The 25,994-nt window shown below is 73.3% G+C and carries 25 protein-coding genes; 23 read left to right on the forward strand and 2 right to left on the reverse strand.

Annotated elements, in window-relative coordinates; translation table 11 throughout:
* Nucleotides 1-107 precede the first annotated feature (107 nt).
* From OCU29_RS00970 to OCU29_RS00990, 5 genes are read left to right on the forward strand one after another with little or no spacing between them, the layout of a single operon-like run.
* Nucleotides 108-1,931: an ABC transporter ATP-binding protein gene (locus OCU29_RS00970; RefSeq protein WP_261818462.1), complete on the forward strand. Its 1,824-nt coding sequence runs from the start codon at nt 108-110 to the stop codon at nt 1,929-1,931.
* Nucleotides 1,928-3,754, forward strand: coding sequence for an ABC transporter ATP-binding protein (locus OCU29_RS00975; protein ID WP_261818463.1), 1,827 nt, complete (start codon nt 1,928-1,930; stop codon nt 3,752-3,754). The genes OCU29_RS00970 and OCU29_RS00975 overlap by 4 nt, the downstream gene beginning before the upstream one ends.
* 38 nt (nt 3,755-3,792) lie before the next feature.
* Complete coding sequence (locus OCU29_RS00980; RefSeq protein WP_261818464.1) at nt 3,793-4,692, forward strand: ABC transporter ATP-binding protein; 900 nt, start codon at nt 3,793-3,795, stop codon at nt 4,690-4,692.
* Nucleotides 4,689-5,762: an ABC transporter permease gene (locus OCU29_RS00985; protein ID WP_261818465.1), complete on the forward strand. Its 1,074-nt coding sequence runs from the start codon at nt 4,689-4,691 to the stop codon at nt 5,760-5,762. Before OCU29_RS00980 ends, OCU29_RS00985 begins: the two co-directional genes overlap by 4 nt.
* Nucleotides 5,759-6,670, forward strand: a complete 912-nt coding sequence (locus OCU29_RS00990; RefSeq protein ID WP_261818466.1) for an SDR family NAD(P)-dependent oxidoreductase — start codon at nt 5,759-5,761, stop codon at nt 6,668-6,670. The genes OCU29_RS00985 and OCU29_RS00990 overlap by 4 nt, the downstream gene beginning before the upstream one ends.
* 65 nt (nt 6,671-6,735) lie before the next feature.
* Here OCU29_RS00990 and OCU29_RS00995 read toward each other — a convergent pair whose 3' ends face one another.
* Entirely contained in the window at nt 6,736-7,737 is a 1,002-nt protein-coding gene (locus OCU29_RS00995) for a Ku protein (RefSeq protein ID WP_261818467.1), read from the reverse strand.
* 106 nt (nt 7,738-7,843) lie between these two features.
* On the opposite strand from OCU29_RS00995, the gene ligD (OCU29_RS01000) reads away from it, so the two are divergent.
* The 10 genes from ligD (OCU29_RS01000) to OCU29_RS01045 all read left to right on the forward strand — a co-directional run bounded on the left by ligD (OCU29_RS01000) (nt 7,844) and on the right by OCU29_RS01045 (nt 16,804).
* Nucleotides 7,844-8,788 carry a non-homologous end-joining DNA ligase gene (gene ligD, locus OCU29_RS01000; RefSeq protein ID WP_261818468.1) on the forward strand — a complete coding sequence of 315 codons (945 nt, stop codon included), beginning with the start codon at nt 7,844-7,846 and terminating at the stop codon, nt 8,786-8,788.
* A gap of 49 nt (nt 8,789-8,837) precedes the next feature.
* On the forward strand, nt 8,838-9,746 hold the full coding sequence (ligD, locus tag OCU29_RS01005; RefSeq protein ID WP_261818469.1) for a non-homologous end-joining DNA ligase: 909 nt from the start codon (nt 8,838-8,840) through the stop codon (nt 9,744-9,746).
* 130 nt (nt 9,747-9,876) lie between these two features.
* On the forward strand, nt 9,877-10,413 hold the full coding sequence (locus OCU29_RS01010; protein ID WP_179615682.1) for a hypothetical protein: 537 nt from the start codon (nt 9,877-9,879) through the stop codon (nt 10,411-10,413).
* An 82-nt stretch (nt 10,414-10,495) separates the two neighbouring features.
* The gene (locus OCU29_RS01015) at nt 10,496-11,221 is read left to right on the forward strand and encodes a response regulator transcription factor (RefSeq protein ID WP_246305143.1); all 726 of its coding nucleotides are present in this window, start codon (nt 10,496-10,498) and stop codon (nt 11,219-11,221) included.
* 91 nt (nt 11,222-11,312) lie between these two features.
* Nucleotides 11,313-12,074, forward strand: a complete 762-nt coding sequence (locus OCU29_RS01020; protein ID WP_179617377.1) for an HAD-IIA family hydrolase — start codon at nt 11,313-11,315, stop codon at nt 12,072-12,074.
* A 28-nt stretch (nt 12,075-12,102) separates the two neighbouring features.
* Entirely contained in the window at nt 12,103-14,223 is a 2,121-nt protein-coding gene (locus tag OCU29_RS01025) for a cell wall metabolism sensor histidine kinase WalK (protein WP_261818470.1), read from the forward strand.
* 74 nt (nt 14,224-14,297) lie between these two features.
* Nucleotides 14,298-14,801 carry a pyruvoyl-dependent arginine decarboxylase gene (locus OCU29_RS01030; RefSeq protein WP_261818471.1) on the forward strand — a complete coding sequence of 168 codons (504 nt, stop codon included), beginning with the start codon at nt 14,298-14,300 and terminating at the stop codon, nt 14,799-14,801.
* Nucleotides 14,794-15,375, forward strand: coding sequence for a hypothetical protein (locus OCU29_RS01035; protein WP_261818472.1), 582 nt, complete (start codon nt 14,794-14,796; stop codon nt 15,373-15,375). The genes OCU29_RS01030 and OCU29_RS01035 overlap by 8 nt, the downstream gene beginning before the upstream one ends.
* An 88-nt stretch (nt 15,376-15,463) precedes the next feature.
* The gene (locus OCU29_RS01040; protein ID WP_179615687.1) at nt 15,464-15,847 is read left to right on the forward strand and encodes a response regulator; all 384 of its coding nucleotides are present in this window, start codon (nt 15,464-15,466) and stop codon (nt 15,845-15,847) included.
* Between the two features lie 9 nt (nt 15,848-15,856).
* Nucleotides 15,857-16,804, forward strand: coding sequence for an oxygenase MpaB family protein (locus tag OCU29_RS01045; protein WP_261818473.1), 948 nt, complete (start codon nt 15,857-15,859; stop codon nt 16,802-16,804).
* On the opposite strand, the gene OCU29_RS01050 is transcribed toward OCU29_RS01045, so the two are convergent.
* A complete protein-coding gene (locus tag OCU29_RS01050; protein ID WP_261818474.1) occupies nt 16,761-17,885 on the reverse strand; it encodes an LLM class flavin-dependent oxidoreductase in 1,125 nt (374 codons plus the stop codon). The genes OCU29_RS01045 and OCU29_RS01050 overlap by 44 nt on opposite strands.
* Before the next feature lie 115 nt (nt 17,886-18,000).
* Between OCU29_RS01050 and OCU29_RS01055 the strand changes: the two genes are divergently transcribed.
* From OCU29_RS01055 to OCU29_RS01090, 8 genes are read left to right on the forward strand one after another with little or no spacing between them, the layout of a single operon-like run.
* A complete protein-coding gene (locus OCU29_RS01055; RefSeq protein WP_261818475.1) occupies nt 18,001-19,227 on the forward strand; it encodes a substrate-binding domain-containing protein in 1,227 nt (408 codons plus the stop codon).
* Complete coding sequence (locus OCU29_RS01060; protein ID WP_179615690.1) at nt 19,224-19,985, forward strand: ABC transporter ATP-binding protein; 762 nt, start codon at nt 19,224-19,226, stop codon at nt 19,983-19,985. The genes OCU29_RS01055 and OCU29_RS01060 overlap by 4 nt, the downstream gene beginning before the upstream one ends.
* Nucleotides 19,982-20,746 (forward strand): ABC transporter ATP-binding protein, encoded by a 765-nt coding sequence (locus OCU29_RS01065; RefSeq protein ID WP_179615691.1) that lies wholly within the window; start codon nt 19,982-19,984, stop codon nt 20,744-20,746. The genes OCU29_RS01060 and OCU29_RS01065 overlap by 4 nt, the downstream gene beginning before the upstream one ends.
* Nucleotides 20,743-21,618 carry a branched-chain amino acid ABC transporter permease gene (locus OCU29_RS01070; RefSeq protein ID WP_261818476.1) on the forward strand — a complete coding sequence of 292 codons (876 nt, stop codon included), beginning with the start codon at nt 20,743-20,745 and terminating at the stop codon, nt 21,616-21,618. The genes OCU29_RS01065 and OCU29_RS01070 overlap by 4 nt, the downstream gene beginning before the upstream one ends.
* Complete coding sequence (locus OCU29_RS01075) at nt 21,615-22,775, forward strand: branched-chain amino acid ABC transporter permease (RefSeq protein ID WP_261818477.1); 1,161 nt, start codon at nt 21,615-21,617, stop codon at nt 22,773-22,775. The genes OCU29_RS01070 and OCU29_RS01075 overlap by 4 nt, the downstream gene beginning before the upstream one ends.
* The gene (locus tag OCU29_RS01080; RefSeq protein ID WP_261818478.1) at nt 22,772-24,352 is read left to right on the forward strand and encodes a class I adenylate-forming enzyme family protein; all 1,581 of its coding nucleotides are present in this window, start codon (nt 22,772-22,774) and stop codon (nt 24,350-24,352) included. The genes OCU29_RS01075 and OCU29_RS01080 overlap by 4 nt, the downstream gene beginning before the upstream one ends.
* Nucleotides 24,349-25,044 (forward strand): TetR/AcrR family transcriptional regulator, encoded by a 696-nt coding sequence (locus tag OCU29_RS01085; protein ID WP_261818479.1) that lies wholly within the window; start codon nt 24,349-24,351, stop codon nt 25,042-25,044. Before OCU29_RS01080 ends, OCU29_RS01085 begins: the two co-directional genes overlap by 4 nt.
* Nucleotides 25,041-25,976 (forward strand): alpha/beta fold hydrolase, encoded by a 936-nt coding sequence (locus tag OCU29_RS01090; RefSeq protein WP_261818480.1) that lies wholly within the window; start codon nt 25,041-25,043, stop codon nt 25,974-25,976. The genes OCU29_RS01085 and OCU29_RS01090 overlap by 4 nt, the downstream gene beginning before the upstream one ends.
* Nucleotides 25,977-25,994 lie beyond the last annotated feature (18 nt).

Consider the following 25,994-nt stretch of genomic DNA (forward strand, 5'->3'; position numbering starts at 1 on the left):
TGAGGTGCCCGCCTCCTGCACGCCGTGCACCGTTCGCGCCGACACCGGGTCGGGGGTGAGGAAACCGGGTCGTGGGGTGTCGGTGGCCGCGCCTAGGATCGGTGTCGATGTCAACGACTCTCGGATCTCGTGGTGGCACCGACGCGCTCGGTCCCGACCCGGACAGCCCGCCGCCCGCGGGCGTCCACTCGCTGTGGCGCCTGCGCGGCTACCTGCGCCCCCACGTCGGGGCGCTGGCCATCATGCTCGTCGCCTCGCTGGGCGGGGTCGCCCTGGCGATCGGGATCCCGCTGGTGACCCGGGCGATCATCGACGGGCCGGTGACCGACCGCGACCTCGGGGCCCTGCTGCCGCTGGCCGGGCTGGCGCTGCTGCTCGGCGTGCTCGAGGCGGTGCTGGTGTGGTGGCGGCGCTGGGTGCAGTCCAACGCGGTCCTGGGCCTCGAGACCACGATGCGCCGCGACCTCTACGCCCACCTGCAGCGGCTGCCGATGGCCTTCCACACCCGGTGGGGCTCGGGCCAGCTGCTGTCGCGGGCCACCACCGACCTGGCCGCGATCCGCCGGTTCTCCGGGTTCGGCCTGCTGTTCCTGCTGATCAACGTCGTGCAGCTGGTGGCGACCACCGCGGTCCTGCTGCACATGTACTGGCCGCTGGGTCTCGTCGTGGCCGCGGCCGCGGTGCCGATCGTGTGGCTCTCGATGCGCTTCGAGAAGCGCTACGTCGTCATCTCGCGCCGGGTCCAGGACGAGCAGGGCGACCTCGCGACCCTGGCCGAGGAGGGCGCGGTCGGCATCCGGGTGGTGAAGTCCTTCGGGCGCAGCGCCCACATCGGCGAGCAGTACGACGTCGCCGCCCGACGCCTGCACGCCACCAGCGTCGAGAAGGCGAGGCTCTCGGCGAAGTTCTGGACCTTCCTCGAGGTGATCCCCAACGTCGCGGTGGTCGTGGTGCTGCTGCTCGGCGCCCTCGGGGTCGGGCGCGGCCAGCTGACCCTCGGCGAGCTGGTCGCCTTCATCACCCTGCTGCTGAGCCTGGTGTGGCCGGTCTCCTCGCTCGGCGTGATCCTGGCGATGGCCCAGGAGGCGATGACGGCCTCGGCGCGCATCCTGGAGATCTACGACACCGAGCCCTCCATCGTCGGCGGCGACCGGGTCGTCGACGACCCGCGCGGCCACCTGCGCCTCGAGCAGGTCGACTTCGCGTTCCCCGACGCCCCCGACGAGCCGGTGCTGCGCGGCGTCGACCTCGACGTGCGCCCCGGCGAGACGGTCGCCCTGGTCGGCGCCACCGGCTCGGGCAAGACCATCCTGACCGCGCTCGTCCCGCGGCTGTGGGACGTCACCGGTGGCCGGGTGCTCATCGACGGCGTCGACGTGCGCGAGCTGCGCACCGACCACCTGCGCACCCTGGTCGCCACCGCCTTCGAGGACCCCACGCTGTTCTCGATGAGCGCGCGCGAGAACCTCACCCTGGGCCGCGCTGACGCGACCGAGATCGAGATCGAGCAGGCCCTCGAGGTCAGCCAGGCGCAGTTCGTGCACGACCTGCCGTGGGGCCTCGACACCCGCATCGGCGAGCAGGGGATGGCGCTCTCGGGCGGGCAGCGCCAGCGGCTCGCGCTGGCCCGTGCGGTGCTGGCGCGACCCCGCGTCCTGGTGCTCGACGACACCCTGTCCGCGCTCGACGTGCACACCGAGGCGCTCGTCGAGGAGGCCCTGGGCCGGGTGCTGTCCTCGACGACGGCGATCGTGGTGGCGCACCGGGCCTCCACGGTGCAGCTGGCCGACCGGGTCGCGCTCCTGCAGGACGGCACCATCACCCACGTCGGGCCGCACCGCGAGCTGCTGGCGACCGTGCCGGCGTACCGCGACCTGCTCGCGGGCGACGACGACCTCGACGACGAGCAGGCTGAGGAGGTGTCGGCATGAGCACCGCACAGACCTGGCGCGGCGAGGCCGAGGTCGACCAGGACGAGGCGGCCGAGCGGCTGACGGCCGGCTCCCTCGGGGGCGGCGCCAAGCGGCTGCTGCGCGACCTGCTGCGCCCCTACAAGCGGGCCCTGCAGGTCCTGGTCCTGATCGTGCTGGTCGAGAACGCCGCCCGGCTGGCGATCCCCTACCTGGTCAAGGTCGGCATCGACTCGGGCATCCCGCCGATCCGCGAGCGCGACGACCTCTCCACGCTGCTGACCGTGGTGGCCGTGGTGCTGGTGGCCACGCTGACCCAGGCCGTGGCCCGCAACCGGTTCCTCGTGCGCCAGGGCCAGATCGGCCAGGACGTGCTGCTGGCGCTGCGCCGACGGGTCTTCGGGCACTTCCAGGCCCTCAGCCCCGCCTTCCACGACACCTACACCTCGGGACGGGTGATCTCGCGCCAGACCTCCGACGTCGACGCGATCCACGAGATGCTCGAGACCGGCTTCGACGGCCTGGTCACCGCGGCCATCACCCTGGTCGGCACCGCCGGCATCCTGCTCTTCCTCGACGTCCGGCTGGGTCTGGTCGCGCTGCTGTGCGGGCCGTTCCTGGCGCTGCTGACCAACTGGTTCCGCAAGGCCTCGGCCAGCTCCTACCGGGTCACCCGGGAGAAGGTCGCGCTGGTCATCGTGCACTTCGTGGAGTCCATGGGCGGGGTCCGCGCGGTCCAGGCCTTCCGCCGCGAGGAGCGCAACCAGGAGATCTTCGACGACGTCAACGACCAGTACCGCCGCGCCAACCTGGTCGCCTTCCGCCTGGTCGCCTGGTTCATGCCCGGCATCCGCCTGATCGGCAACATCACCATCGCGGTGGTGCTGCTCTACGGCGGCTACCTGGCCTACCAGGGCGACGTCACCGTCGGGGTGCTGGCCGCGTTCCTGCTCTACCTGCGCCAGTTCTTCGAGCCGATGATGGAGATCAGCCAGTTCTACAACACCTTCCAGTCCGCCTCGGCGGCGCTGGAGAAGCTCGCGGGCGTGCTCGAGCAGGAGCCGGACGTCCCCGAGCCCACCTCGCCGCGCCCGTTGGCACAGGCGTCGGGGGAGCTGCGCTTCGACTCGGTGCGCTTCGAGTACGTCGAGGGGCGTCCGGTGCTGCCGGGCCTCGACCTGGTCGTGCCCGCCGGCCAGACCGTGGCGCTGGTGGGCACCACCGGCGCCGGCAAGACCACCCTGGCCAAGCTGGCCACCCGCTTCTACGACCCGACCGGCGGGCGGGTGCTGCTCGACGGCATCGACGTGCGCGACCTGGCCAGCGACACCCTGCGCGACCACGTGGTGATGGTGACCCAGGAGAACTACCTGTTCTCGGGCACGATCGCCGACAACATCCGCTTCGGCCGGCCCGACGCGACGATGGAGGAGGTCGTGGCCGCCACCACGGCGCTGGGCGCCCACGACTTCATCGCGGCCATGCCGCAGGGCTACGAGACCGACGTCGCCAACCAGGGCGGCCGCCTCTCGGCCGGCCAGCGCCAGCTGGTCGCCTTCGCCCGGGCCTTCCTGGCAGACCCCGCGGTGCTGATCCTCGACGAGGCGACGTCGTCGCTCGACGTGCCCTCGGAGCGGTTGGTGCAGCAGGCGCTGCGCACCGTGCTGGCCGGGCGCACCGCGGTGATCATCGCCCACCGGCTCTCGACGGTGCAGATCGCCGACCGGGTGCTGGTGATGGAGCACGGTCGGGTCGTCGAGGACGGCAGCCCGGCGGAGCTCGTGGCCGCCGGCGACGGCCGGTTCTCGGCGCTGCACGAGGCCTGGCAGGCCTCGCTGGCCTAGACGGGTGGGCCCGCCGGCGGCGTACTAGGGTCCGGGACATGGGAGCGATCGAGACGGTCGACCTGACGATGACCTACGGCACGCTGCGGGCGGTGGACGCCGTCTCGGTGCAGGTCGCCGAGGGCGAGTTCGTCGGCGTCCTGGGGCCCAACGGGGCCGGGAAGACCACGCTGCTGGAGATGGTCGAGGGGCTGCGGCGCCCCACGTCGGGCAGCGCCACCGTGCTGGGTGAGCCCGTGTGGCCGCGCAACGCGGCGCTGCTGCCGCGCATCGGGGTGCAGCTGCAGGCGTCGTCGTTCTTCGAGCGGCTCACCGCCCGCGAGCAGATCCGGACCTTCGCCGCGCTCTACTCCCGCCCCGCCCGCGAGGCCGACGACTGGCTCGAGCGGGTGGGTCTGGCGGAGAAGGCCGGGACCCGGGTCGAGGACCTGTCCGGTGGCCAGGCCCAACGGCTCTCCATCGCCTGCGCGCTGGTGCACGACCCCGAGGTGCTCTTCCTCGACGAGCCGACCGCGTCCCTCGACCCGCAGGCGCGGCGCAACCTGTGGGACCTGCTGTCGGGGCTGAACGAGGCGGGCCGCACCGTCGTGCTCACCACCCACCACATGGACGAGGCCGAGACCCTGTGCGACCGGGTGGCGATCATGGACCACGGTCGGATCCTCGACATGGACAGCCCGGCCGCGCTGGTGCGTGGCCTCGACGCACCCACCCGGATCACCGTGGCCCCGGGGCTGCTCGACCGGGCCGCGGGCCGCTCGCTGGGCGGGGTCGAGGACGCCCGGGCGGGCGCCGAGGGCACGGTGCTGGTCACCCGGGAGCCCGCGCGGGTCGTCGGCAGGCTCGCCGAGCTCGACCTGCTCGACGGGGTGCAGGTGCACACCGGCACCCTGGAGGACGTCTTCCTGACCCTCACCGGACGGGAGTACCGCGCGTGAGGCAGTTCTGGGCGCTCTCCCTGGCCATCGTGCGCGGCTTCACGCGCGACAAGGCGTCGGTGTTCTTCTCGCTCGTCTTCCCGCTGATGTTCCTGGTCCTCTTCGGCGGCGTCTTCGCCGACCAGTCCCGCTCCGAGCTCGACATGGTGCAGGTCGGCGAGGTGCCGGTCCTCCAGGAGCTGCCGGACGGGGCGCGGGAGGCCTTCGACGACACCTTCACCGTGACCCGTACCGACGACCTCGACACGGCCGTCGAGCTGGTGCGCAGCGGCGACGCCGACGTGGCGGTCGAGATGCGCGACGACACCCTGGTCGCACACATCACGCTCACCGACCAGGTCGCGGCCGCCGTCACGCGCGGCTCGCTGCAGGCCTTCGTCGACGGCACCAACGTCGCGCTGCTCGCGCAGGACGCCGGCCGCGCGCCGGCGTACGGGCTCGCCGTCGAGCAGGTGGAGGACGAGTCGCTGAGCGCCATCCAGTTCGTCACCCCCGGCCTGCTCGGCTGGGCGGTGGCGATGAGCGCGGCGTTCGGCGCCGCCGCGACGCTGCAGGGCTGGCGGCAGTCGAAGCTGCTGCGCCGCCTGCAGCTGGCCCCGGTCGCGACCCGCACCGTGGTCGCCGCGCGGGTCAGCGTGACCCTGGTGATCGCGCTGGTGCAGATGGCGATCTTCCTCGGTCTCGGCACCGCCCTCTTCGGGCTCAGCCTGACCGGGTCGTGGTGGATGGCGGTGCCGCTGCTGGTCACCGGCACGTTGAGCTTCATGGCGCTGGGGCTGTTGGCGGGGGCGGTCACCCGCAGCGCCGAGGGCGCGGTCAACGCGGCCAACTTCGTGGTGCTGCCGATGGCCTTCCTCAGCGGCTCGTTCTTCCCGCTCGACGCGGCGCCGCAGTGGCTGCAGACCGTGTCGCTGGCGCTTCCCCTGCGCTACCTCAACGAGGGCATGCTCGACGTGATGGTGCGCGGCGAGGGAGCAACGGCTGCGTTCGCACCGATCGGCGTGCTGGCACTCTTCGCCCTGGTCGTCACGCTCCTGGCGGCCCGCCTCTTCCGATGGGAACGCGCATGAACCTGCTCAGCACCCCGCTGGCCCGCCTCGACCGGCTCACCCGTCCGCTCACCGGGCGGCCCAGCCCGCTGCGCGGCACCCACGTGGTCATCACCGGGGCCTCCTCGGGCATCGGCGAGGCCACGGCGTACGCCGCCGCTGCCGCCGGCGCCCACGTGCTGCTGGTGGCGCGGCGCGCCGACGAGCTCGAGCGGGTGGCCGGCCGGGTGCGCGAGCGGGGCGGCACGGCGACGACGTACCCCTGCGACCTGACCGACGGTGCGGCCGTCGACGCGCTGGTCGCGCGGCTGCTCGCCGAGCACGGCCACGTCGACCACCTGGTCAACAACGCCGGGCGCTCGATCCGGCGGTCGCTGGCGCTGAGCGGCGACCGGTTCCACGACGTCGAGCGCACGATGGCGATCAACTTCCTGGCCCCGGTGCGCCTGACCATGGGGCTGCTGCCCTCGATGCGCGAGCGCGGCTCGGGCCACGTGGTCAACATCGTCACCTGGGGCGTGCAGCTCAAGGCCCCGAAGTTCTCGGCCTACATCGCCTCCAAGACCGCCCTCGACGCCTGGAGCCGGGTCGCGGGCCGCGAGACCTGGGGCGACGGTGTCACCTTCACCTCGATGCGCTTCGGGCTGGTCGAGACCGCGATGACCGCGCCCACCGAGGCCTACGCCGGGCGCGGCGCGAGCCCCGAGCAGGCCGCCGCGCGCGTCGTACGCGCCCTGGAGGAGCGGCCGGTGCTGGTCAGCACCCTCGCCGGCAACCTCGGCGAGGTGCTCAACCTGCTCGCGCCCCGGCTCACCGACGTGCTCTTCGCCCGAGCCGACCGGATGTTCCCCGACTCCGCCGCGGCCCGCCCGGGGGAGGGGGAGGCCGCGAAGGTTCATCGGGTACCCGATGAAGCTGGCGCCACCTGACCGAAGGTTCAGCCGGGTAGCGCGAGTTCCATCGGGTACCCGATGAAACTCCCGCCGGCCTCGCCTCAGCTCGCCTTCTTGGCCGCCGCCTTCTTCGTCGTCGTCTTCTTGCTGGTGCTCTTCTTCGCGCTGGTCTTCCTGGCCGCGCTCGACTTGCTGGTGCTCTTCTTGGCCGTCGACTTCTTCGCGGCCGTCTTCTTGGCCGGCGTCTTCTTGGTGGCGCTCCTCGCGGGCTTCTCGCCGGCCTCGGAGCCCTCGGAGTCCTGGGAGTCCTCGTCGGACTCGTCGCTCTCGCGGCGTCCCGACTTCGCGGCGTCGACGGAGCGCTGGAGGGCGGCGAGGAGGTCGACGACCTCGCCGGAGGACTTGGTCGAGGTGGGGGTGCGCTTCATCTCGCCGCCCTCGATCTTGGTCTTGACCATCATCTCGACGGCCGCGGCGTAGTCGTCCTCGAACTCGGAGGCGTCGAAGTCGCCGGCGAGGGTCTCGACGAGCATCGTGGCCATCTTGGTCTCGGCCTCCTTGACCTCGCCGGCCTCGACCGAGAAGTCGGGGGTGCGGATCTCGTCGGGCCACATCATCGTCTGCAGCACGATCACGTCGTCGCGCACCCGCAGCACCGCGATGGTGGTGCGCTGGCGCAGCGCGACGGTCACCACGGCCATCCGGTCGGCCTCGAGCAGCGCCTGGCGCAGCAGGGCGTACGGCTTCGCGCCGGACTTCTCGGGCTCGAGGTAGTAGCTCTTCTCGAAGAGCATCGGGTCGATCTGGTCGGAGGGCACGAACTTCTCGACCGCGATCTCGCGCGACGACGTCGACGGCAGCTCGGCCATGTCGTCGTCGGTGAGGATCACCATCTCGCCGTCCTCGGTCTCGTAGCCCTTCGCGATGTCGGCGTAGGGCACCTCCTCGCCGTCGATCGAGCAGACCCGCTGGTAGCGGATGCGCCCGCCGTCCTTGGCGTGCACCTGGCGGAACGACACGTCGTGCGACTCGGTCGCGGAGTAGAGCTTGACGGGCACGCTGACGAGCCCGAAGGACACCGCACCCTTCCAGATCGCGCGCATGGGGAAGCCTCTCGTTTCGCGGACACCACCAGTGTGACGGGTGGGACGCCGGTTCGTCATCGCCCGGGTGGGGGCGCGTGCGCGCCCGCTCGGGCAGGATGGCCGGGTGCCACCGCTGCGCCCGATGCTCGCGACCAAGACGAGCAGCCTGCCCACGGGCGCCGAGTGGTCCCACGAGGTGAAGTGGGACGGTGTGCGCATCCTCGCCGACCTCACGCCCGCCGGTGGGGGCTCGACGAGGCTGTGGAGCCGCAACGTCAACGAGGTCGGCGTGGCCTGGCCCGACGTGGTCGAGAACGCCGTGGGCGCGCGCGACCTGCTCGTCGACGGCGAGGTGATCGTGCTCAACGACGCCGGGGTGCCCGACTTCCGGGTGCTCCAGGAGCGCCTGCACGTGAGCCGGGCGAGCACCGCCGAGCGGCTCGCCGGCGCCCTGCCGGCGACCTTCATGGTCTTCGACCTGCTGCGCCTCGACGGCACCGACCTGAGCGACCTGCCGCTGCACGAGCGGCGCGCCCGCCTCGCCGACCTCGACCTGGGCCGCTGGCAGGTGCCGGCGGCGTACGACGACGGGGCGATGCTGCACGCCGCGACCCTCGAGCAGGGGCTCGAGGGCGTGGTCAGCAAGCGCCTCGACTCGCGCTACACCTTCGAGCGGCGCAGCCCGCACTGGCTCAAGCTCGCCCACCGCCACCGCCGCTCCTACGTCGTCGGGGGCTGGCGGCCCCAGGAGGGCAGCAGCGACCGGTTGGCCGCGCTGCTGGTGGGGGAGCCGACCCCCGACGGGCTGGCCTACCGCGGTCGGGTCGGCAGCGGCATCGGGGCGCGGGTCTCGCGCCAGCTCACCGCGCTGGTCGCCGACCTCGCGCGCGACCGCAGCCCCTTCGCCGACGAGGTGCCCCGGCTCGACGCCCGCGGCACGCACTGGGTCGAGCCGGTGCTGGTCGTCGACGTCGACACCCACGGCACCGGCCACGCCCGCCTGCGCCAGCCGTCCTACCGCGGCCTGCGCGAGGACCTGGCCCCCGCCGACCTGCCGGACCAGTCGTGAGGCCAGTCGTGAGACCAGTCGTGAGACCAGTCGTGAGAGGCGGGGACTGATGGCGGGCGAGGAGGTGCTGGTCGACGTCGAGGGCCGCACGCTGCGCATCAGCAACCTCGACAAGGTGATGTACCCCGCGACGGGGACGACCAAGGGCGAGGTGCTGCAGTACTACGCCCGGATCGCGCCCACCCTGCTGCCGCACCTGGCCGACCGCGCGGTGACCCGGATCCGCTGGCCGCACGGCACCGGCGGCAGCAGCTTCTTCGAGAAGAACGCCCCCTCGGGCACGCCGTCGTGGGTGCGCACCGTGTCGGTGCCCACGACCGGCAGCCGCGGGGAGTCGCGCCACGGCGACCGCCTGGTCTTCCCGGTGGTCGACGACCTGGCGACGCTGACCTGGCTGGCCAACCTGGCCGCCCTCGAGCTGCACGTGCACCAGTGGCGGGTGGGGCGCAACGGCCGGCCGCGCAACGCCGACCGGATCGTCATCGACCTCGACCCGGGTGACCCGGCGGGGCTGCACGAGTGCTGCCAGGTGGCGCTGCTGGTGCGCGACCGCCTGGCCGAGCGCGGCCTGGAGGCGCGACCGGTCACCAGCGGCAGCAAGGGGCTGCACCTCTACGCGACGCTGCCGCGGCGCCTGCCGCCCGCGGAGTCGACCGAGCTGGCCAAGGAGGTCGCCGAGGAGCTATCCGCTGCCCACCCCCGGCGGGTCACCGCGACCATGACCAAGGCGCGCCGCGGCGGCAAGGTCTTCCTCGACTGGTCGCAGAACGCCGGCTCGAAGACCACCATCACGCCCTACTCGCTGCGCGGGCGCGACCGGCCGTACGTCGCCGCGCCGGTCTCGTGGGACGAGGTCGAGGCCGGCGCCGAGGACCCCCTGGGCCTGGAGCAGCTGCGCCTCGAGGAGGTCCTGGAGCGCGTGGAGGAGCGGGGCGACCTGTTCGCGGAGCCGCGCTGAGGGTGCTGCCGAGCGGTGTTACCGAACCGTGGACCGGTCGTGGTCGAGGCGTGGCCGCGGCGTGCGCGCCGGGTCCTACGGTCACAGGGACCGGGCGCTCGACCGGTGCGCGACCAGGGGAGGACCCGCCATGACCTCGATCCAGCTCCAGCGGCACGGACAGCCGCAGCTGCCGAGCCTGAGCAGCTCGCAGCTGCGCACGGGTGGCGTGTTCCTGGTCGTGCTGCTCGTGCTCGCGGGCACCGTGTGGCTCAGCGGCATCCCGCTGCGCGGCAGCGAGACCGACGCGGGCGCCGGCATGTCGCTCTCCGCCGGCGAGCAGGGCACCACGCTGAGCGTGACCAGCCTCGAGGCGGGGGCCAGCGCCAGCCGCACCGTGACGATCCGCAACCCCGAGAGCAGCGAGGTGCGCCTGGCGCTGGTCGAGAACGCCGCACCCACCACGGCCGCCGGTGGCGCGCTGGTGCTGCGCATCGAGCACGACGAGCGGGTGGTCTACGAGGGCCCCTTCGGTGCGATGGCCGACGTGCGCCAGGACATGGGCTGGGTGCCGGCGCGCGGGGAGAGCACCTTCCGCTTCACCGTCTCGCTCCCTGAGACCGCGCCGCCCTTCTCCGCGGGCGGGCAGGCCGCCACAGCCACGTATGCGTGGGAGAGCACTCCCTGACGGGGAGGGGTCCGGGGTGTCGCGTCGTCGAACTGCCGTGTTGGCGCCTCGCCCCGATGCCCGGGGCCCTATGCTTCGGACCATGGCTCAGCGTGTCCTGGTGGTCGAGGACGAGGAAGACATCGCCTTCCCCCTCGTCCGCACCCTCGAACGTGAGGGCTACGAGGTGTCCTGGGTCGACAGCGGTCAGCGCGCCCTCGACGACCTGAGCGGCATCCCCGCGGACGTGGTCATCCTCGACCTGGGCCTGCCCGACATGGACGGCCTCGAGGTCTGCCGGCGCGCCCGGGAGGCCGGCTACGAGGGTGCGATCATGATCGTGACCGCCCGCGCCGGTGAGCTCGACCGGGTCGTGGGCCTCGACTACGGCGCCGACGACTACCTGGCCAAGCCCTTCGGCCTGGCCGAGCTGCAGGCCCGGGTGCGGGCGCTGCTGCGCCGCACCGCCAGCGGCTTCTCCGCCTCGGGCGATCCCGACCCCCACGGGCTGCGCGTCGACGTCGCGGCCCGCCGCGTCTACTGCGGCGAGCAGGAGGTCCCGCTGACGGGCAAGGAGTTCGAGGTGCTCAACATCCTGGCCTCCCAGCGCGACAAGGTCGTGGCCCGCGGCCGGCTGATGGCCGACGTGTGGGACGAGAACTGGTACGGCTCGACCAAGACCCTCGACGTCACCATCGGTCGCCTGCGCCAGAAGCTCGAGAGCGTCGGGGTCACCGACAAGATCGTCGCCGTGCGCGGGGTCGGCTTCCGTCTCGAGGGCGCCGCGGCCCCCTCGACCAGCTCGGCCCCCTCCTCGGCCGACGCCTGAGCCGGTGGCCGCGCCCCCGCAGGACCCCGCCCAGCACGACCAGCCCGACCAGGATGCCCCGCGCCGTGAGGTGCTGACCTGGCTGACCGACATGGACGGCGTGCTGGTGCACGAGGAGGTGCCGATCCCCGGCGCCCAGGAGTTCATCGAGGCCCTCCAGCGCTCCGGGCTCGGCTTCATGGTGCTGACCAACAACTCGATCTTCACCCCGCGCGACCTGCGCGCCCGCCTGCTCGGCAGCGGCATCGACGTGCCCGAGTCGGCGATCTGGACCTCCGCCCTGGCCACCGCGCAGTTCCTGCACGACCAGCGCCCCGGCGGGTCGGCGTACGTCGTGGGGGAGACCGGGCTGACCACGGCCCTGCACGACGCGGGCTACGTGATGACCGACCGCGACCCCGACTACGTCGTGCTCGGCGAGACCCGCACCTACTCCTTCGAGGCGATCACCCGCGCGATCCGCCTCATCGACGACGGCGCCCGGTTCATCGCGACCAACCCCGACCCCAGCGGGCCCAGCCAGGACGGCAAGCTGCCCGCCACCGGCGCGGTCGCCTCGCTGATCACCACCGCGACCGGGCGGGCGCCCTACTACGTCGGCAAGCCCAACGCGCTGATGATGCGCAGCGCCCTGAACCGCATCGACGCCCACTCCGAGACCACCGTGATGGTGGGCGACCGGATGGACACCGACATCATCGCCGGGCTCGAGGCGGGGCTGCGCACGGTGCTGGTCACCAGCGGCTCGACCCGCCCCGACCAGGTCGGCACCTTCCCCTACCGCCCCACCGTGGTGCGCGAGTCGGTGGCCGACCTCGTCGGCCTCGTCGACGAGTGGGCCCGACGGGTGTGAGCACGCCCCCGCGACGTAGTCTCCGCGCATGACGTCCGGCCCCCCCGATGCCAGGCGGCAGCGGGTCCTCCTGGTCGTCGCCACCGTCGTCGCCGCCGCCGTGCTCGTCGTCTTCTGGTCGCTGCTGGCGTCGTCGCTCTCGCTGGAGGCACGTGGGGGTGTCAGCGCCCTGGGCCTGGTCGTGGCGGGCGCGCTGGCCACCGCGAGCACCGCTGTGCGGGCCCGGTGGTCGACCGGCGGGCGGCGTCGCGCCTGGCGGCTGCTGTCCCTGGCCGGCCTGACCGCGCTCACCGGCAACGTGCTGGCGATGCTGCTGGGGGACTCCTCGAGCGCGGTGTCCTCGCCGGTGGGCGACACCGCGATCGCCCTGGCGCTGGTGCTGGCGATCGTGAGCCTGACCTGGTTCACCCAGGTGAACCGCAGCCGGGTCGACCTGGCGGTGATGGCGCTCGACGGGCTGATCCTCGGCACCGCGGTGCTGATGATCGCCGCCAGCCTGGTCTACGACCAGCTGCTCGCCTCGGGCGAGAACGTCTCCCTGCTCGCGGGCACGGTCATCCCGATCCTCGACGTCGTGCTGGCGACCGTCGCGCTCATCCTGCTGCGCCGCACCCGCGGCCCCGACCGGGTCGCCCTCGGCCTGGTCGCGGCCGGCTTCATCGTCTACACGATGACCGACCTGGGGTACGCCGTGCGGGTCGCGGCCGGCACCTTCGACTTCGGCACGGTGCTCGACCTCGGCTGGATGGGCGGCTACCTCCTGCTCGCCCTGGCGGCCTGGTGGCCCAGCCGGGTCAGCGACGTGACCCGCGAGGACGGGGTCGCGGGCGCGGAGGACTGGGACACCGCCGTCGTCTTCGGCGTGCTCCTGGTCGCGACCATGGTCGAGGTGATCGGCGAGGGCGCCGGCGGCCTGCTCAGCGTCGAGGCCGTGCTGTGGTTCCTGCTGATCGGCGGGGCGGGGTTGCGCCAGGGACTGATCGCGCGCGACAACCGGCACCTGCGCGCCAACCTGGAGGACCAGGTGCGCGAGCGCACCGCCGACCTGCGCCAGATGGGGCGCGAGACCGAGGTGCTGCTCTCCTCGGTGGCCGACGGCATCTACGGCGTCGACCTCGAGGGCCGGGTCACCTTCGTCAACCCCTCCGGCGCCCAGATGCTGGGCTACGAGGTGGCCGACCTGACCGGGCGCGTGGCCCACGACGTCTTCCACGCCCCCGACGAGCAGGGCAGGGCCTACCCGGCCGAGCACTGCTACATCGCCGACGCCGTCGGCTCGCGCTTGGTCACCCACAGCGAGGACGACCGCTACCTGCGCGCGGACGGTGAGGCGTTCCCGGTCGAGATCACCGCGAGCCCGCTCGTCGACGGCGACACCGGCGAGGTCCGTGGCGGGGTCGTGGTCTTCCGTGACGTGACCTCGCGCCACGAGGTCGAGCGGGTCAAGAACGAGTTCCTCTCGGTGGTCAGCCACGAGCTGCGCACCCCACTGACCTCGATCCGCGGCTCCCTGGGGCTGCTGGCCGGGGGCGTGCTCGGGGAGCTGCCCGAGCCCGCCTCGGCGATGGTCGACCGGGCGCTGATGAGCTCGGAGCGCCTGACCCGGATGATCAACGACATCCTCGACCTCGAGCGGATCGAGTCGGGCAGCCTGGCCCTCGAGGTCGCGCCGCACGACGTCGACGACCTGCTGGCCATCGCCGAGCGCGAGATGACCGGGCTGGCCGAGAGCCGCCAGGTGCGCCTCGTGCGCGGTGCCGGGTGCCCGGCCCAGGTCCTGGCCGACCACGACCGCATCGTGCAGTCGCTGACCAACCTGATCGGCAACGCGGTGAAGTTCTCCGCGCCCGGCGCGGTGGTCGAGCTCGACGCGCGGCTGGTGGGTGGCGAGGTGGAGATGCGGGTGCGCGACCAGGGCCGTGGCATCCCCGCCGACCAGCTCGACGCGATCTTCGACCGGTTCGTGCAGGTCGACTCCTCCGACATGCGCCAGGAGGGCGGCTCGGGCCTGGGCCTGGCGATCTGCCGCGGCATCGTGGAGCGCCACGGCGGCCGGGTGTGGCTGGAGAGCGAGGTCGGCGTCGGCACCACCGCCCACCTGAGCCTGCGGGCCGCGCCGGTGCGTGGACCCTCCGAGGTGCCGGTCTGAGCCGCGGGGCAGAATCGGCCCGCTCGCCGGCGGGGACAGCCCCGCACCACCGTCCCGCTGCCTCGGAGGCTCCCTTGGACACGACCCCACCGCCCGCCGCGCCCCGGATCACGGTGCGCACCGGCAGCGGCACCGGCCGCACCCGGCTCTCGGCCTTCGACGCCGCGCTGCGCGAGGCCGGGGTGGCCGACCTCAACCTGGTCACGCTGTCCTCGGTGGTGCCGCCGGGCAGCACGGTGGTGGAGTCGCACGAGCCGTTGAAGCACGACCACGGGGACCGGCTGTGGTGCGTGCTGGCCTCGGCCGGCGCCGAGCAGCACGGCGAGGTCGTGTGGGCCGGTCTGGGCTGGGCCCGCGAGACCACCAGCGGTGCCGGGGTGTTCGTGGAGCACCACAGCGGCAGCGAGGAGGCCCTGCGCACCCAGATCGCGCTGAGCCTGGAGGACCTGTGCGCCTCGCGCGGCTGGGTCGACGTCGAGAGCCACACGGTCGTGGCCAGCGCCCACTGCGTCGACGACCCGGTCTGTGCCCTGGCCGTGGCCGCCTACGAGGTCCAGGGGTGGGGCACCGGTGCCTGAGCGGACCCTCGAGGGGCTGACCGTGACCATCGAGGTCGAGACGGTGCTCGAGCCCGAGGTCGTCGAGCGCTTCCACGCGCTGTACGCCGCCACCTTCGAGCCGCTGGCCACGCGCGCCGTGGCGCGCCAGGTGCTGCACCGCGAGGAGTTCGTGGAGGAGATGTCGGACCCGCGGGTGATGAAGTACGTCGCCCGCGACCTCGACGGCGAGGTGGTCGGGCTGACCACGCTGACCCGCGACCTCGAGACCGTGCCGTGGATCAGCCCCGACTACTTCGCCGCGCACTACCCCGAGCACACGGCCCGCGACGCGGTCTACTACCTCGGCTTCACCCTGGTCGCCCCGCAGCACCGTCGCACCCACGTCTTCCAGTCGATGATCGAGGAGGTCGTCGAGCTGGTCCGCGACGACCGCGGGGTCTGCGGGTGGGACGTGTGCGCCTACAACGAGCAGCACCTGGGCTTCTCGACGATGATCGGGGCGCTGCTGCACTCGCGGGCCGACTGCACCATCGAGCAGGTCGACACCCAGACCTACTCGGTGGTCCGGATGCACGGACCCAGGGGCTCCTGAGCGCTCCTGGGGATGACCTGCGGGGGTGCCGCCCCGGGTATCGTGGGCGCTCGCGGTCGTCCGGGGCCGTGACCGTCGAGAGGGAACGATGCCGAGCGTGCTGGTGGTCGACGACGACGACGACGTCCGCATGGTCACCTGCATCTCGCTGAGCAAGGTCGGCGGGTGGGACGTGCTCGAGGCGTCGCGCGGTCGTGAGGCGCTCGAGCTCGCCGCGAGCGCCCGGCCCGACGCCATCCTGCTCGACCTGATGATGCCGGACATGGACGGCATCACGACCTTCCGCCTGCTCCAGGACGACCCCGTGACCAGGGACATCCCCGTCATCCTGCTGACCGCCAAGAGCCGGGTCGGCCCCACCCAGCCGTGGGACGGACTGGCCGTGACCGGGGTGCTGGCCAAGCCCTTCAGCCCGATGGAGCTGCCCGGCGACGTCGCGGCGCTGCTGGGCTGGAGCGCGCCGGGCGCCTAACGTACGGCCATGCGGTCGTTCCGGTGGCACGGCAAGACGTTCGGCGGGGTCCCGCGCGAGCACTGGCGGCGCGTCAACGACGCGCTCGACCCCGAGAGCGACTTCGTCGAGATCTACCGCAACGCGGTGGTCCACGAGTTCCCGTGGGACATGAACCAGGCGCTGTCCTTCGCGCTGTTCCGCACCTACGCGGTGCCGGGCATCGGGCGGCTGCTCGCCGAGACCGGCGCCTTCACCGAGCAGGTGCAGCGGCGCTACGACGACACGGCGCTGCTGCTCGAGCAGCCCTCCCTCAAGGGCTTCGACCACCCTGACGCCCGGGCCGCGATCCGGCGCGTCAACCAGATGCACCGCGCCTACGACATCCCCGACCACGAGTTCCGCTACGTGCTGTCCACGTTCGTGGTGGTGCCCAAGCGCTGGCTCGACGACTACGGCAAGCGGCCCCTGACCAGCACCGAGCTGCGGGCCTCGGTCAACTACTACCGCACCCTCGGGCGGCACATGGCGATCCCCGACGTGCCCGAGACCTACGACGGCTTCGCCCGGCTGATGGACGACTACGAGGCCGAGCACTTCGGCCCCGACGCCGGCGGTCGGGCGGTGGCGGCCTCGACGCTGGCGCTGATGCTGACCTTCCAGCCCCGCATCGCCGCACCGGCGGTCGAGGTGTTCTCGCGGGCCCTGATGGACCCGCCGCTGCGCGAGGCGCTGGGCTACGCCGCACCCCCGCGACCGGTCGTGCTCGCCGCCCGGGCCGGGCTGCGGGCACGCGGACGGGTGCTGCGTTTGTTCCCGGCGCGGATGAGCCCCCAGACGGTCGCCGACCTGCCGTGGGTGCGCTCCTACCCCGACGGCTACGAGATCGAGCAGCTGGGCACCTTCCCGACGCCGGGCGTGGCCGGCTGCCCGGTCAGGCACGCTCCTGGGCCAGCAGCTCCCGCACCCGGGGGATGACCTCGGTGCCGTAGAGCCGGATCGACTCCGCACGCTGGGCGTGCGGCAGCGCGCCGACGGCGTACTTCATCTGGAAGCGCGAGAGGCCCAGGGTGCGCACCGCCCAGGCGATCTTGGTCGCCACGGTCTCGGGGGAACCCACGAAGAGCGCGCCCTGCGCGCTCGCGCCCTCGTCGAAGGCCGCGCGGGTGTAGGGGCCCCAGCCGCGCTCGCGCCCGATCCGGCTGAAGGCCGCCGCCTGGTGGGGGTACATCTGCTCGCGCGCCAGCTCGTCGGTGGCGGCGACGTGGCCGGGGGAGTGCATGCCGACCGGCAGCTCGGGGCGCTCGTACTCGGTGAGCGCGCGGCGGTAGAGGTCGGCGAGCTGGGTGAACCCGGCGGGGGAGCCGCCGATGACGGCCAGCACCAGCGGCATGCCGTACGCCGCCGCCCGCACCACCGACTGCGGCGTGCCGCCGACGGCGATCCAGGCGGGCAGCAGCCCGGCCTCGGTGCGGGGGTGCACGACCTGCTCGCGCAGCGGCGGGCGGGTCGTGCCCGACCAGGTCACCGGCTGCTCGGTCTGCACCGCGGCGAAGAGGTCGAGCTTCTCGTGGAAGAGCACCTCGTAGTCGGACAGGTCGTGGCCGAAGAGCGCGAAGGACTCGGTGAAGGAGCCGCGGCCCAGCTGCACCTCGGCGCGCCCGCCGCTGATCGCCGCGAGCGTGGCGAAGCGCTGGTGGACCCGGATCGGGTCGTCGGAGGAGAGCACCGTGACGCCGGAGCCGAGACGTATCCGCGAGGTCTGCGCGGCGATCGCGGCCAGCACCACGTCGGGGGCGGAGATCGCGTAGTCGTCGCGGTGGTGCTCGCCGAGCCCGAGGTAGTCGACCCCGACCTCGTCGGCCAGCACCCCCTCGGCCACGACCTGGCGGATCGCCTCGGCCTCGTGCACCGGTCGCCCGTCGGGGCCGAGCTCGAGGTCGCCGAAGGTGTCGAGGCCGAAGGTCGGGTGCTCGCGGGTGCCGAGGCGGGCCAGGGCATAGGGCAGGGCGTCGGGCAGGGCGTCGGGCTGGGCGGGCGGGACCGGGGGAGTGCTCACCCCTCGAGCGTACGAGCGGCGGTCCGTACCGGTCGTTGACAGGAGTCAGCCCTGTGGCTACGGTCACGTCATGAGACCTGAATCATCCGTCAGGTTGGACGACGAAGGAGAAGTCATGACGCAGCGCACCCCGGCCCGACAGGGCGGACGACGAACCCTGGCAGTGGCCGCAGCAGCGGTCGTGGGCGTGCTGGGCCTCAGCGCCTGCGCGCCCGACAGCGGCTCGGCCTCGGCGGGGGAGGACGGCGAGGGCGGCGCGGTGCCCGTCTCGATCATCTACTCCCAGAGCGGCCCGCTCGCCGCCTACGGCGAGGCCTACCGCAACGGCCTCGAGGCCGGCATCGACTACGCCACCGACGGCAGCGGCGAGGTCGACGGCCGCGAGATCGACCTCGACTTCGTCGACGACGCCGGCGACCCCGCCAAGGCGGTCGGCCTGGCCAAGGACGCGATCGGCTCGGGCACCCAGATCATCGCCGGCACCGTCTCCTCGGGCGTCGCGCTCTCGCTGGCCGAGCAGGCCGAGCAGAACGAGGTGCTCTACATCTCCGGGCCCGCCGCGGCCGACGCCGTGACCGGCATCAACCGCTACACCTTCCGCTCGGGCCGCCAGACCTACCAGGACGTGGCCACCGCGGGCTCGCTGATCGGCGACCTCGACGGCAAGAAGGTCGCGGTCTTCGCGCAGGACAACGCCTTCGGCCAGGGCAACGTGGCCGGTGTCGAGGCCGTCCTGGGCGGCGCCGGCGCCGACGTCGAGCCGGTGCTCGTGCCCGAGGACGCCACCGAGTTCACCCCCTTCGCGCGTCGCATCCTCGACGCCGAGCCCGACCTGGTCTTCGTGGCCTGGGCCGGCGACACCACCAGCGCCATGTGGCAGTCGCTGGACCAGCAGCAGGTCTTCGACGAGGTGCCGGTGACCACCGGTCTCGGCGACATCGCCAGCTACGGCGCCTACGGCGCGGCCAGCGAGCAGATCACCTTCCTGTCGCACTACTTCGCCGGCGCCCCCGACAACGAGGTCAACGCCGCGATGGTCGAGTCGCTCGAGGAGGCCGGCGCCGAGGCCGACCTGTTCTCGCCCGACGGCTTCGTGGCCGGCCAGATGATCGTGCACGCCATCGAGGAGGGCGGCGGCGACGACGTCGACGCGATGATCGAGGCGCTCGAGGGCTGGGAGTTCGAGGGCCCCAAGGGCACCACCACGGTGCGCGCCGAGGACCACGCACTGATCCAGCCGATGTTCGCGGCCACCCTGACCAAGGAGGGCGGCTCGTTCGTGCCCGAGCTGGCCGACCAGGTCGAGCCCGACGCCGTCGCACCCCCGGTCGCGACCTCGTGAGCGAGCCCGGCCCGGTCCTGGCGGTGCGCGACCTGCACCTGAGCATCGGTGGCGCGGTCATCATCGACGGGGTCTCCCTGGCGGTGCCGCGCGGCGAGATGCTCGGGGTGATCGGCCCCAACGGTGCGGGCAAGACGACGCTGTTCAACCTGCTCTCGGGCGTCATGCGCCCGACCGCGGGCACGGTGCACCTCGCCGGCGACGACGTCACCGCCCGCTCGGTCGACGCCCGCGCCAGGGCCGGGCTGGGACGCACGTTCCAGACCTCGAGCCTCTTCGACGGCCTCACCGCCGTCGAGAACGTCCGCCTGGCCGCCCAGGCCGCGCTCGGCGGCGCGCTCAGCCTCGTCCGGTTCCCCGGGCGCGGCGGCGCCGCCACCGAGCGGGCGCGTGACCGGCTCGACCAGGTGGGCCTGGCCCACCACGAGCACACCGTCGCCGGCGGGCTGGCCCACGGCGACAAGCGCAAGCTCGAGATCGCCATGCTGTTGGCCAGCGACCCCCACGTCATCCTGCTCGACGAGCCGATGGCCGGGGTCGGCAGCGCCGACGTCGAGGGACTGATGGACCTCATCCGCCGGGTGCACCGCGAGCACGGCACCACCGTGCTGATGGTCGAGCACCACATGGACGTCGTGCTCGGCCTGGTCGACCGCCTCGCGGTCATGCACCACGGCCAGCTGCTGGCCTGCGACTCCCCGGAGGCCGTGATGGCCGACCCCACCGTCCAGAGCGCCTACCTCGGAGCGACCGCATGAGCACCCCCCGTACGACGCCGCAGGCGCAGCCCGTGCTGCGCGTGCGCGGCCTCTCGGCCCGCATCGGCCAGCAGCAGGTCGTCGAGGACGTCACACTCGAGGTGCCCGCCCAGGGCGTCACCGCGCTGCTGGGCCGCAACGGCGTCGGCAAGACCAGCACCATCAAGGCGGTGCTCGGCCTGGTCGAGCGCAGCGGGGTGGTCGAGCTCGACGGCGAGCGCATCGACACCCTGCCCACGCACCGCATCGTGCAGCGCGGCGTGGGCTACGTGCCCGAGGACCGCGAGGTCTTCGGCTCGCTGAGCGTCGAGGAGAACCTGCGGCTGGCCGAGCGCACCTCGAACCCTCGCCGCGAGCTGGTCGCCGACCTGTTCCCCGACATCATCGCCCGCAGCCAGCAGGCCGCCGGCACCCTGTCGGGCGGGCAGCAGCAGATGGTCGCGCTGGCCCGCGCGCTGCTCAACGAGAACCGGCTGCTGCTGGTCGACGAGCCCACCAAGGGCCTCTCGCCCAAGCTGGTCGGGGAGGTCACCGAGGCCCTCGAGCGCGCCGCGCAGGTGGTCCCGATCCTGCTCGTCGAGCAGAACCTCGTCGTGGCCCGCCGCCTGGCCGACCGCGCGGTCGTGATGTCCGACGGCCGGGTCGTGCACACCGGCGACGCCGCCGAGCTGCTCGACGACGAGCAGCGGGTCGTCAGCCTGCTCGGCGTCGGCTCCACCGGCGAGTCCCACTCCACCCACAGCCAGGAGGTCCCCTCGTGAGCACGATCGTGCTGCTGCTCGCCACCGGCCTGGGCCTGGGCGCGCTCTACTTCCTCGTCGCCTCCGGGCTCTCGCTCATCTACGGCCTGATGGGCGTGCTGAACTTCGCCCACGGCTCGTTCCTGACCCTCGGTGCCTTCGCCGGCTGGGAGACCGCCCGCAGCCTCGGCGGCGACTCGTGGGGCTCGCTGCTGCTCTCGCTGCTGGTCGGCGCCGGCGTCGGCGCCCTGGCCGCGGTGCTCACCGAGCTGCTGCTGATCCGGCGCCTCTACGAGCGCCACATCGAGCAGGTGCTGGTCACCGTCGGCCTGGCCCTGGCCACGGTCGCGCTCTTCGACGGCATCTGGGGCACCGACGCCATCTTCGTCACCGGCCCGGCCTGGTTCAACGAGACGACCACGATCCTCGGCGCCCGGGTGCCCAACGACCGGTTCGTGCTGATCGGCGTCGCGCTGCTGGTGCTCGGCGGCATCATCGCCTTCCTGCGCTTCACCCGCTTCGGCCTGGTGATCCGCGCCGGCGTCGAGAACCGCTCCATGGTCACCGCCCTGGGCATCGACGTGCGCCGCGCCTTCACCGTCGTCTTCGCCATCGGCGGCGCCGCGGCCGGCCTGGGCGGGGTGCTGGCCTCGCACTACTTCGGCTACGTCTCCCCGCAGCTCGGCGGGTCGCTGCTGATCTTCGCCTTCATCGTCACCGTCATCGGTGGCCTGGGCTCCCTGCTCGGCGCGGCGATCGCCTCCGTGGTGGTCGCGGTGCTCCAGCAGATGGCCAACTTCTACCTCTCCGGGACCGGCGACCTGGTGGTCGTGCTGCTGCTGGCCACCGTGCTCCTCGTGCGTCCCTCCGGCCTGATGGGAGCCCGCGCATGAGCACCGACACCACCACCGGCACCAGCCCCACCCCGACCGCCGACGCCCCGGCGTCCCCGGCCCCGGCCGGGCCGGGCGCCGGGCCGCGCCGCGGGCCCGGCCTGCCGCGGCTGCTGGGCATGCTCGGCCTCGTCGCGCTGCTCGCGGTGCTGCCGCTGGTCAACCTGAGCATCCCCGGCGTGCTGCCGGGAGCGACGTACACGCCCGGCACGCTGCAGCTGATGGCGCTGGCGCTGGTCTTCGCCTCGCTGGCGCTGACCTACCACGTGATCTTCGGGGTGGCGGGGCTGCTGAGCTTCGGGCACGCGCTCTACCTGGCCATCGGCGCCTACGGCCTGGGCATCGTCCTGGACCGCACCGACCTGGGCCTGGTGCCGGCGATGGCGCTGACCCTGCTGGGCGGCGCGGTCGTGGCGCTGGTGCTCGGCGCGGTCGGGCTGCGGGTCGGCGGCATCTCCTTCGCGATGGTCACCCTGGCCTTCGCGCAGGCCGGCTCGGTGCTGATCCGCCGCAACAGCGACGTCACCGGCGGCGAGGAGGGCCTGCGCCTCGACACCACCCACGTGCCCGACGCGCTGGTCGGGGTCACCGACACCCGCAACCTCTACTGGGTGGCCGTGGTGCTGCTCGTGGTCGTCTTCGCGCTGGTGACCTGGTTCGAGCGCTCCCGCGCCGGCCACGTCGCCGCCGCGACCCGCGAGAACGAGCTGCGGGTGCGGGTGCTGGGCCTGCGCCCCTTCGCGGTCAAGCTGCTGGCCTTCGTGACCGGCTCGGTGCTGGCCGTCGTGGTCGGCATGGTCTACCTGCTGCTCCAGAGCGGCGCGACCCCGCGGATCGCCTCCGCCGACTTCACCCTCACCATCCTGGTGATCGTCGTGCTCGGCGGCCTCGGCTCGCGCTGGGGAGCGGTGGTCGGCGGCATCGTCTACACGCTGCTCGACCAGCGGCTGACCGCGCTGGCCGCCTCCGACGCCGTCGAGGGGCTCCCGGCCGTGCTGAGCGTGCCGCTGGGGGAGCCGCTGTTCATCCTCGGCACCCTGTTCATCCTGGTGGTGCTCTTCGTGCCCGGCGGCCTGGTCGGCCTCGGCGCCCGCCTGGCCGGGGCGCGCAGCCGGGCCGGGCGCCCCGCGGTCGCCGCGGGTGAGGATGGCCCATGACCACTCCGCGCCGCGACGGCCTGCACACCCTGGGTCGCTGGACCACCGACCGGGCCACCTCCACCCCCGAGCGGGTCGCCATCGACGACCGCGGGGTGGTGCTCACCTACGCCCGCCTCGACCAGCGCGCCGAGGACCTCGCCGAGCGGCTGCTCGCGGCCGGCTACACCGCCGGTGACCGGCTGGCCACGCTGACCGGCAACAGCGCCGACCACGTGGTGCTGTTCTTCGCCTGCGCGAAGGCCGGGCTGGTGCTGGTGCCGCTGTCGTGGCGGCTGTCCCCGCGCGAGCTGGCCGGCCAGGTCGAGGAGGCCGACCCGGCGCTGCTGCTGGTGGAGGAGGAGTTCACGGCGCTGGCCCGCGCCACCCTCGACCTCGTCGTCGGCACGGTGCCGGTGGCCGCGATGGGCACCCAGGGGGTCGAGCAGCACGCCCCGACGCCCGGCGGGTTCGAGCGGGCCCGCGGCGAGCGGCGTACGACGACCGGCGGGGCGGCCCGCCCGGTGGGTGACGACGACCCGCTGCTGATCATCTTCACCTCCGGCACCTCCGGGCAGGCCCGCGGCGCGGTGCTGACCCACGCCAACTGCTTCTGGACCAACCTGTCGCTCTCGCGCACCGCCGAGATCACCAGCCGCGACGTGGTGCTGGCGCTGATGCCGCAGTTCCACGTCGGCGGGTGGAACGTGCAGCCGCTGCTGGCCTGGTGGATGGGCGCCACCGTGGTGCTCGAGCGCACCTTCGACGCCGGGCGGGTGCTGCACCTGATCGCCGAGCGCCAGATCACCACGACGATGGGGGTGCCCGCGACCTACCTGATGCTCGCCGAGCACCCCGACTTCGCCGACGCCGACCTGACCAGCCTGCGCCACGCCATCGTCGGCGGGGCGCCGATGCCCGAGCCGCTGCTGCGCACCTGGCACCGGCGCGGGGTCGCGCTGACCCAGGGCTACGGGCTGACCGAGGCCGCCCCCAACGTGCTGTGCCTGCCGCCCGAGGAGGCCACCCGGCGCGTGGGCATGGCCGGCACGCCGTACCCGCACGTCGAGGTCGAGCTGGTCGACCCGGCCACCGGCGCGCTGGTCGAGGGCCCCGGCACCGGTGAGCTGGTGGTGCGCGGGCCCAACGTCTTCGCCGGCTACTTCCGCGAGCCCGAGCACGAGCGGGCCGAGCAGGAGCGGCGCCGCGGCCTGCACACCGGCGACCTGGCCACCCGCGACGCCGACGGCTACTACCGCATCGTCGACCGCATCAAGGACATCTTCATCACCGGCGGCGAGAGCGTCGCGCCCGCCGAGGTCGAGCAGGTGCTGCTCGCGCACGCCGCCGTGGCCGACGCCGCCGTGGTCGGGGTGCCCGACGAGCGCTGGGGCGAGGTGTGCGCGGCGTACGTCGTGCTGCGCCCCGGGGTCGCCACCGACGAGCAGGACCTGCGCGAGCACTGCGCGAACGAGCTGGCCGCCTTCAAGGTGCCGCGCCACGTCGCGGTGGTCGCCGAGATCCCGCGCTCCTCGAGCAGCAAGATCATGCGGCGCGCGCTGGCCGACCGGTGGCGCGAGCAGGAGGTCCGGGCATGAGCGAGAGCGCACGCAAGCCGCCGAGCACCAAGCGCGGCACCGCGACCCGCAAGGCGATCATCGACGCCGCCGAGCACGTTTTCGCCGAGCACGGCTACGCCGACGCCTCGATCACCCGCATCACCGAGCGCGCCGGGGTCGCCCAGGGCACCTTCTACCTCTACTTCGACTCCAAGCTCACCGTCTTCGAGGAGCTCGTCGAGGACCTCAACCGGCGGGTGCGCCACGCCATGAGCGAGGGCTCGGCCGGGGCCACCACCCGGCTGGAGGGGGAGCGGGCCGGCTTCCGGGCGTTCTTCGCCTTCACCGCCGAGCACCCCGCCCTCTACCGCGTGGTGCGCGAGGCCGAGTTCGTCTCGCCGCGGGCGCTCAAGCTGCACTACACGCGCATCGTCGAGGGCTACATCGCCAACCTCGAGCGGGCCCGCGAGGTCGGCGACGTCGGCGAGATCGACCCCGAGGTCGTCGCGTGGGTGCTGATGGGCATCGGCGAGATGGTCGGGATGCGCTGGGTGCTGTGGGGCGACGAGCCCGGCCGCACGCTGGGCCCCGGCGCCACCGCCACGGTGCCCGACCACGTCTTCGAGCAGGTGATGGCCTTCATCGAGCGCGCCCTGGCCGCCGGCCACCCCGACCCCGCCGACCACCCCGCCGCCGACCCCGCCACCGACCCAGGAGCAGACCAGCGATGACCACCGCCACCCGGCACCCCTCGGGGCCCGCCGCCCCGACCGACCCGGCCGGCCCGCGCACGGTCCGTGTGCCCGTCGACGGCGGCGAGCTGACCTGCGGCGTCTGGGGGCCCGAGGACCCCGAGGCTCCGGTGGTGCTCGCGGTGCACGGCATCACCGCCCACCACCGCTGCTGGCCGCTGGTCGCCGAGGCGATGCCCGGTGTCCGGGTCGTCGCCCCCGACCTGCGCGGCCGCGGCCGCAGCGCGGGCCTGCCGGCGCCGTACGGCCTCGAGCGCCACGCCCGCGACCTCGAGCAGGTGCTCGACCACCTCGGGGTGCGCGAGGTGACGCTGGTGGGCCACTCGATGGGCGCCTTCGTGGTGCTGACCCTGGCCGCGCTGGTGGGGGAGCGGGCCACCGGGCTGGTGCTCGTCGACGGCGGCCTGCCGCTCGCGGCGCCCGCCGGGGGCGTGCCCTCGCCGACCGCCACGCCCGACGACGTGCTCGGGCCGGCCGCGCAGCGGCTGCGGATGACCTTCGAGAGCCACGAAACCTACCGCGACTTCTGGCGCGAGCACCCCGCCTTCGCCGACGACTGGAGCCCCGTCGTCGAGGGGTACGTCGACTACGACCTCGAGGGCGAGGCGCCGCGACTGAGGCCCTCGGCCGCGGTGGCCGCCGTGGCCGCCGACGCCGCGCAGCTCTTCGGCGGGCCGACCTACGAGCAGGCGATGCGCTCGCTCACGCTGCCCACCGTCTTCCTGCGCGCCCCGCGCGGGCTGATGGACGAGCCGCAGGCGCTCTACGCCCCCGACGCGGCCGAGCGGGCGCGCGCGCTGGTGCCGCACCTGCGCGACGTCGAGGTCGACGACGTCAACCACTACACGATCGTGCTGGCCCCGCGCGGGGCCGAGGCCGTCGTCGCCGCCGTACGAGACCTGCACGCCTGAGCCGACCCGCACCACCCG

This window comes from Nocardioides sp. OK12 (genome assembly GCF_024341885.1).
GTDB lineage: Bacteria > Actinomycetota > Actinomycetes > Propionibacteriales > Nocardioidaceae > Nocardioides > Nocardioides marinisabuli.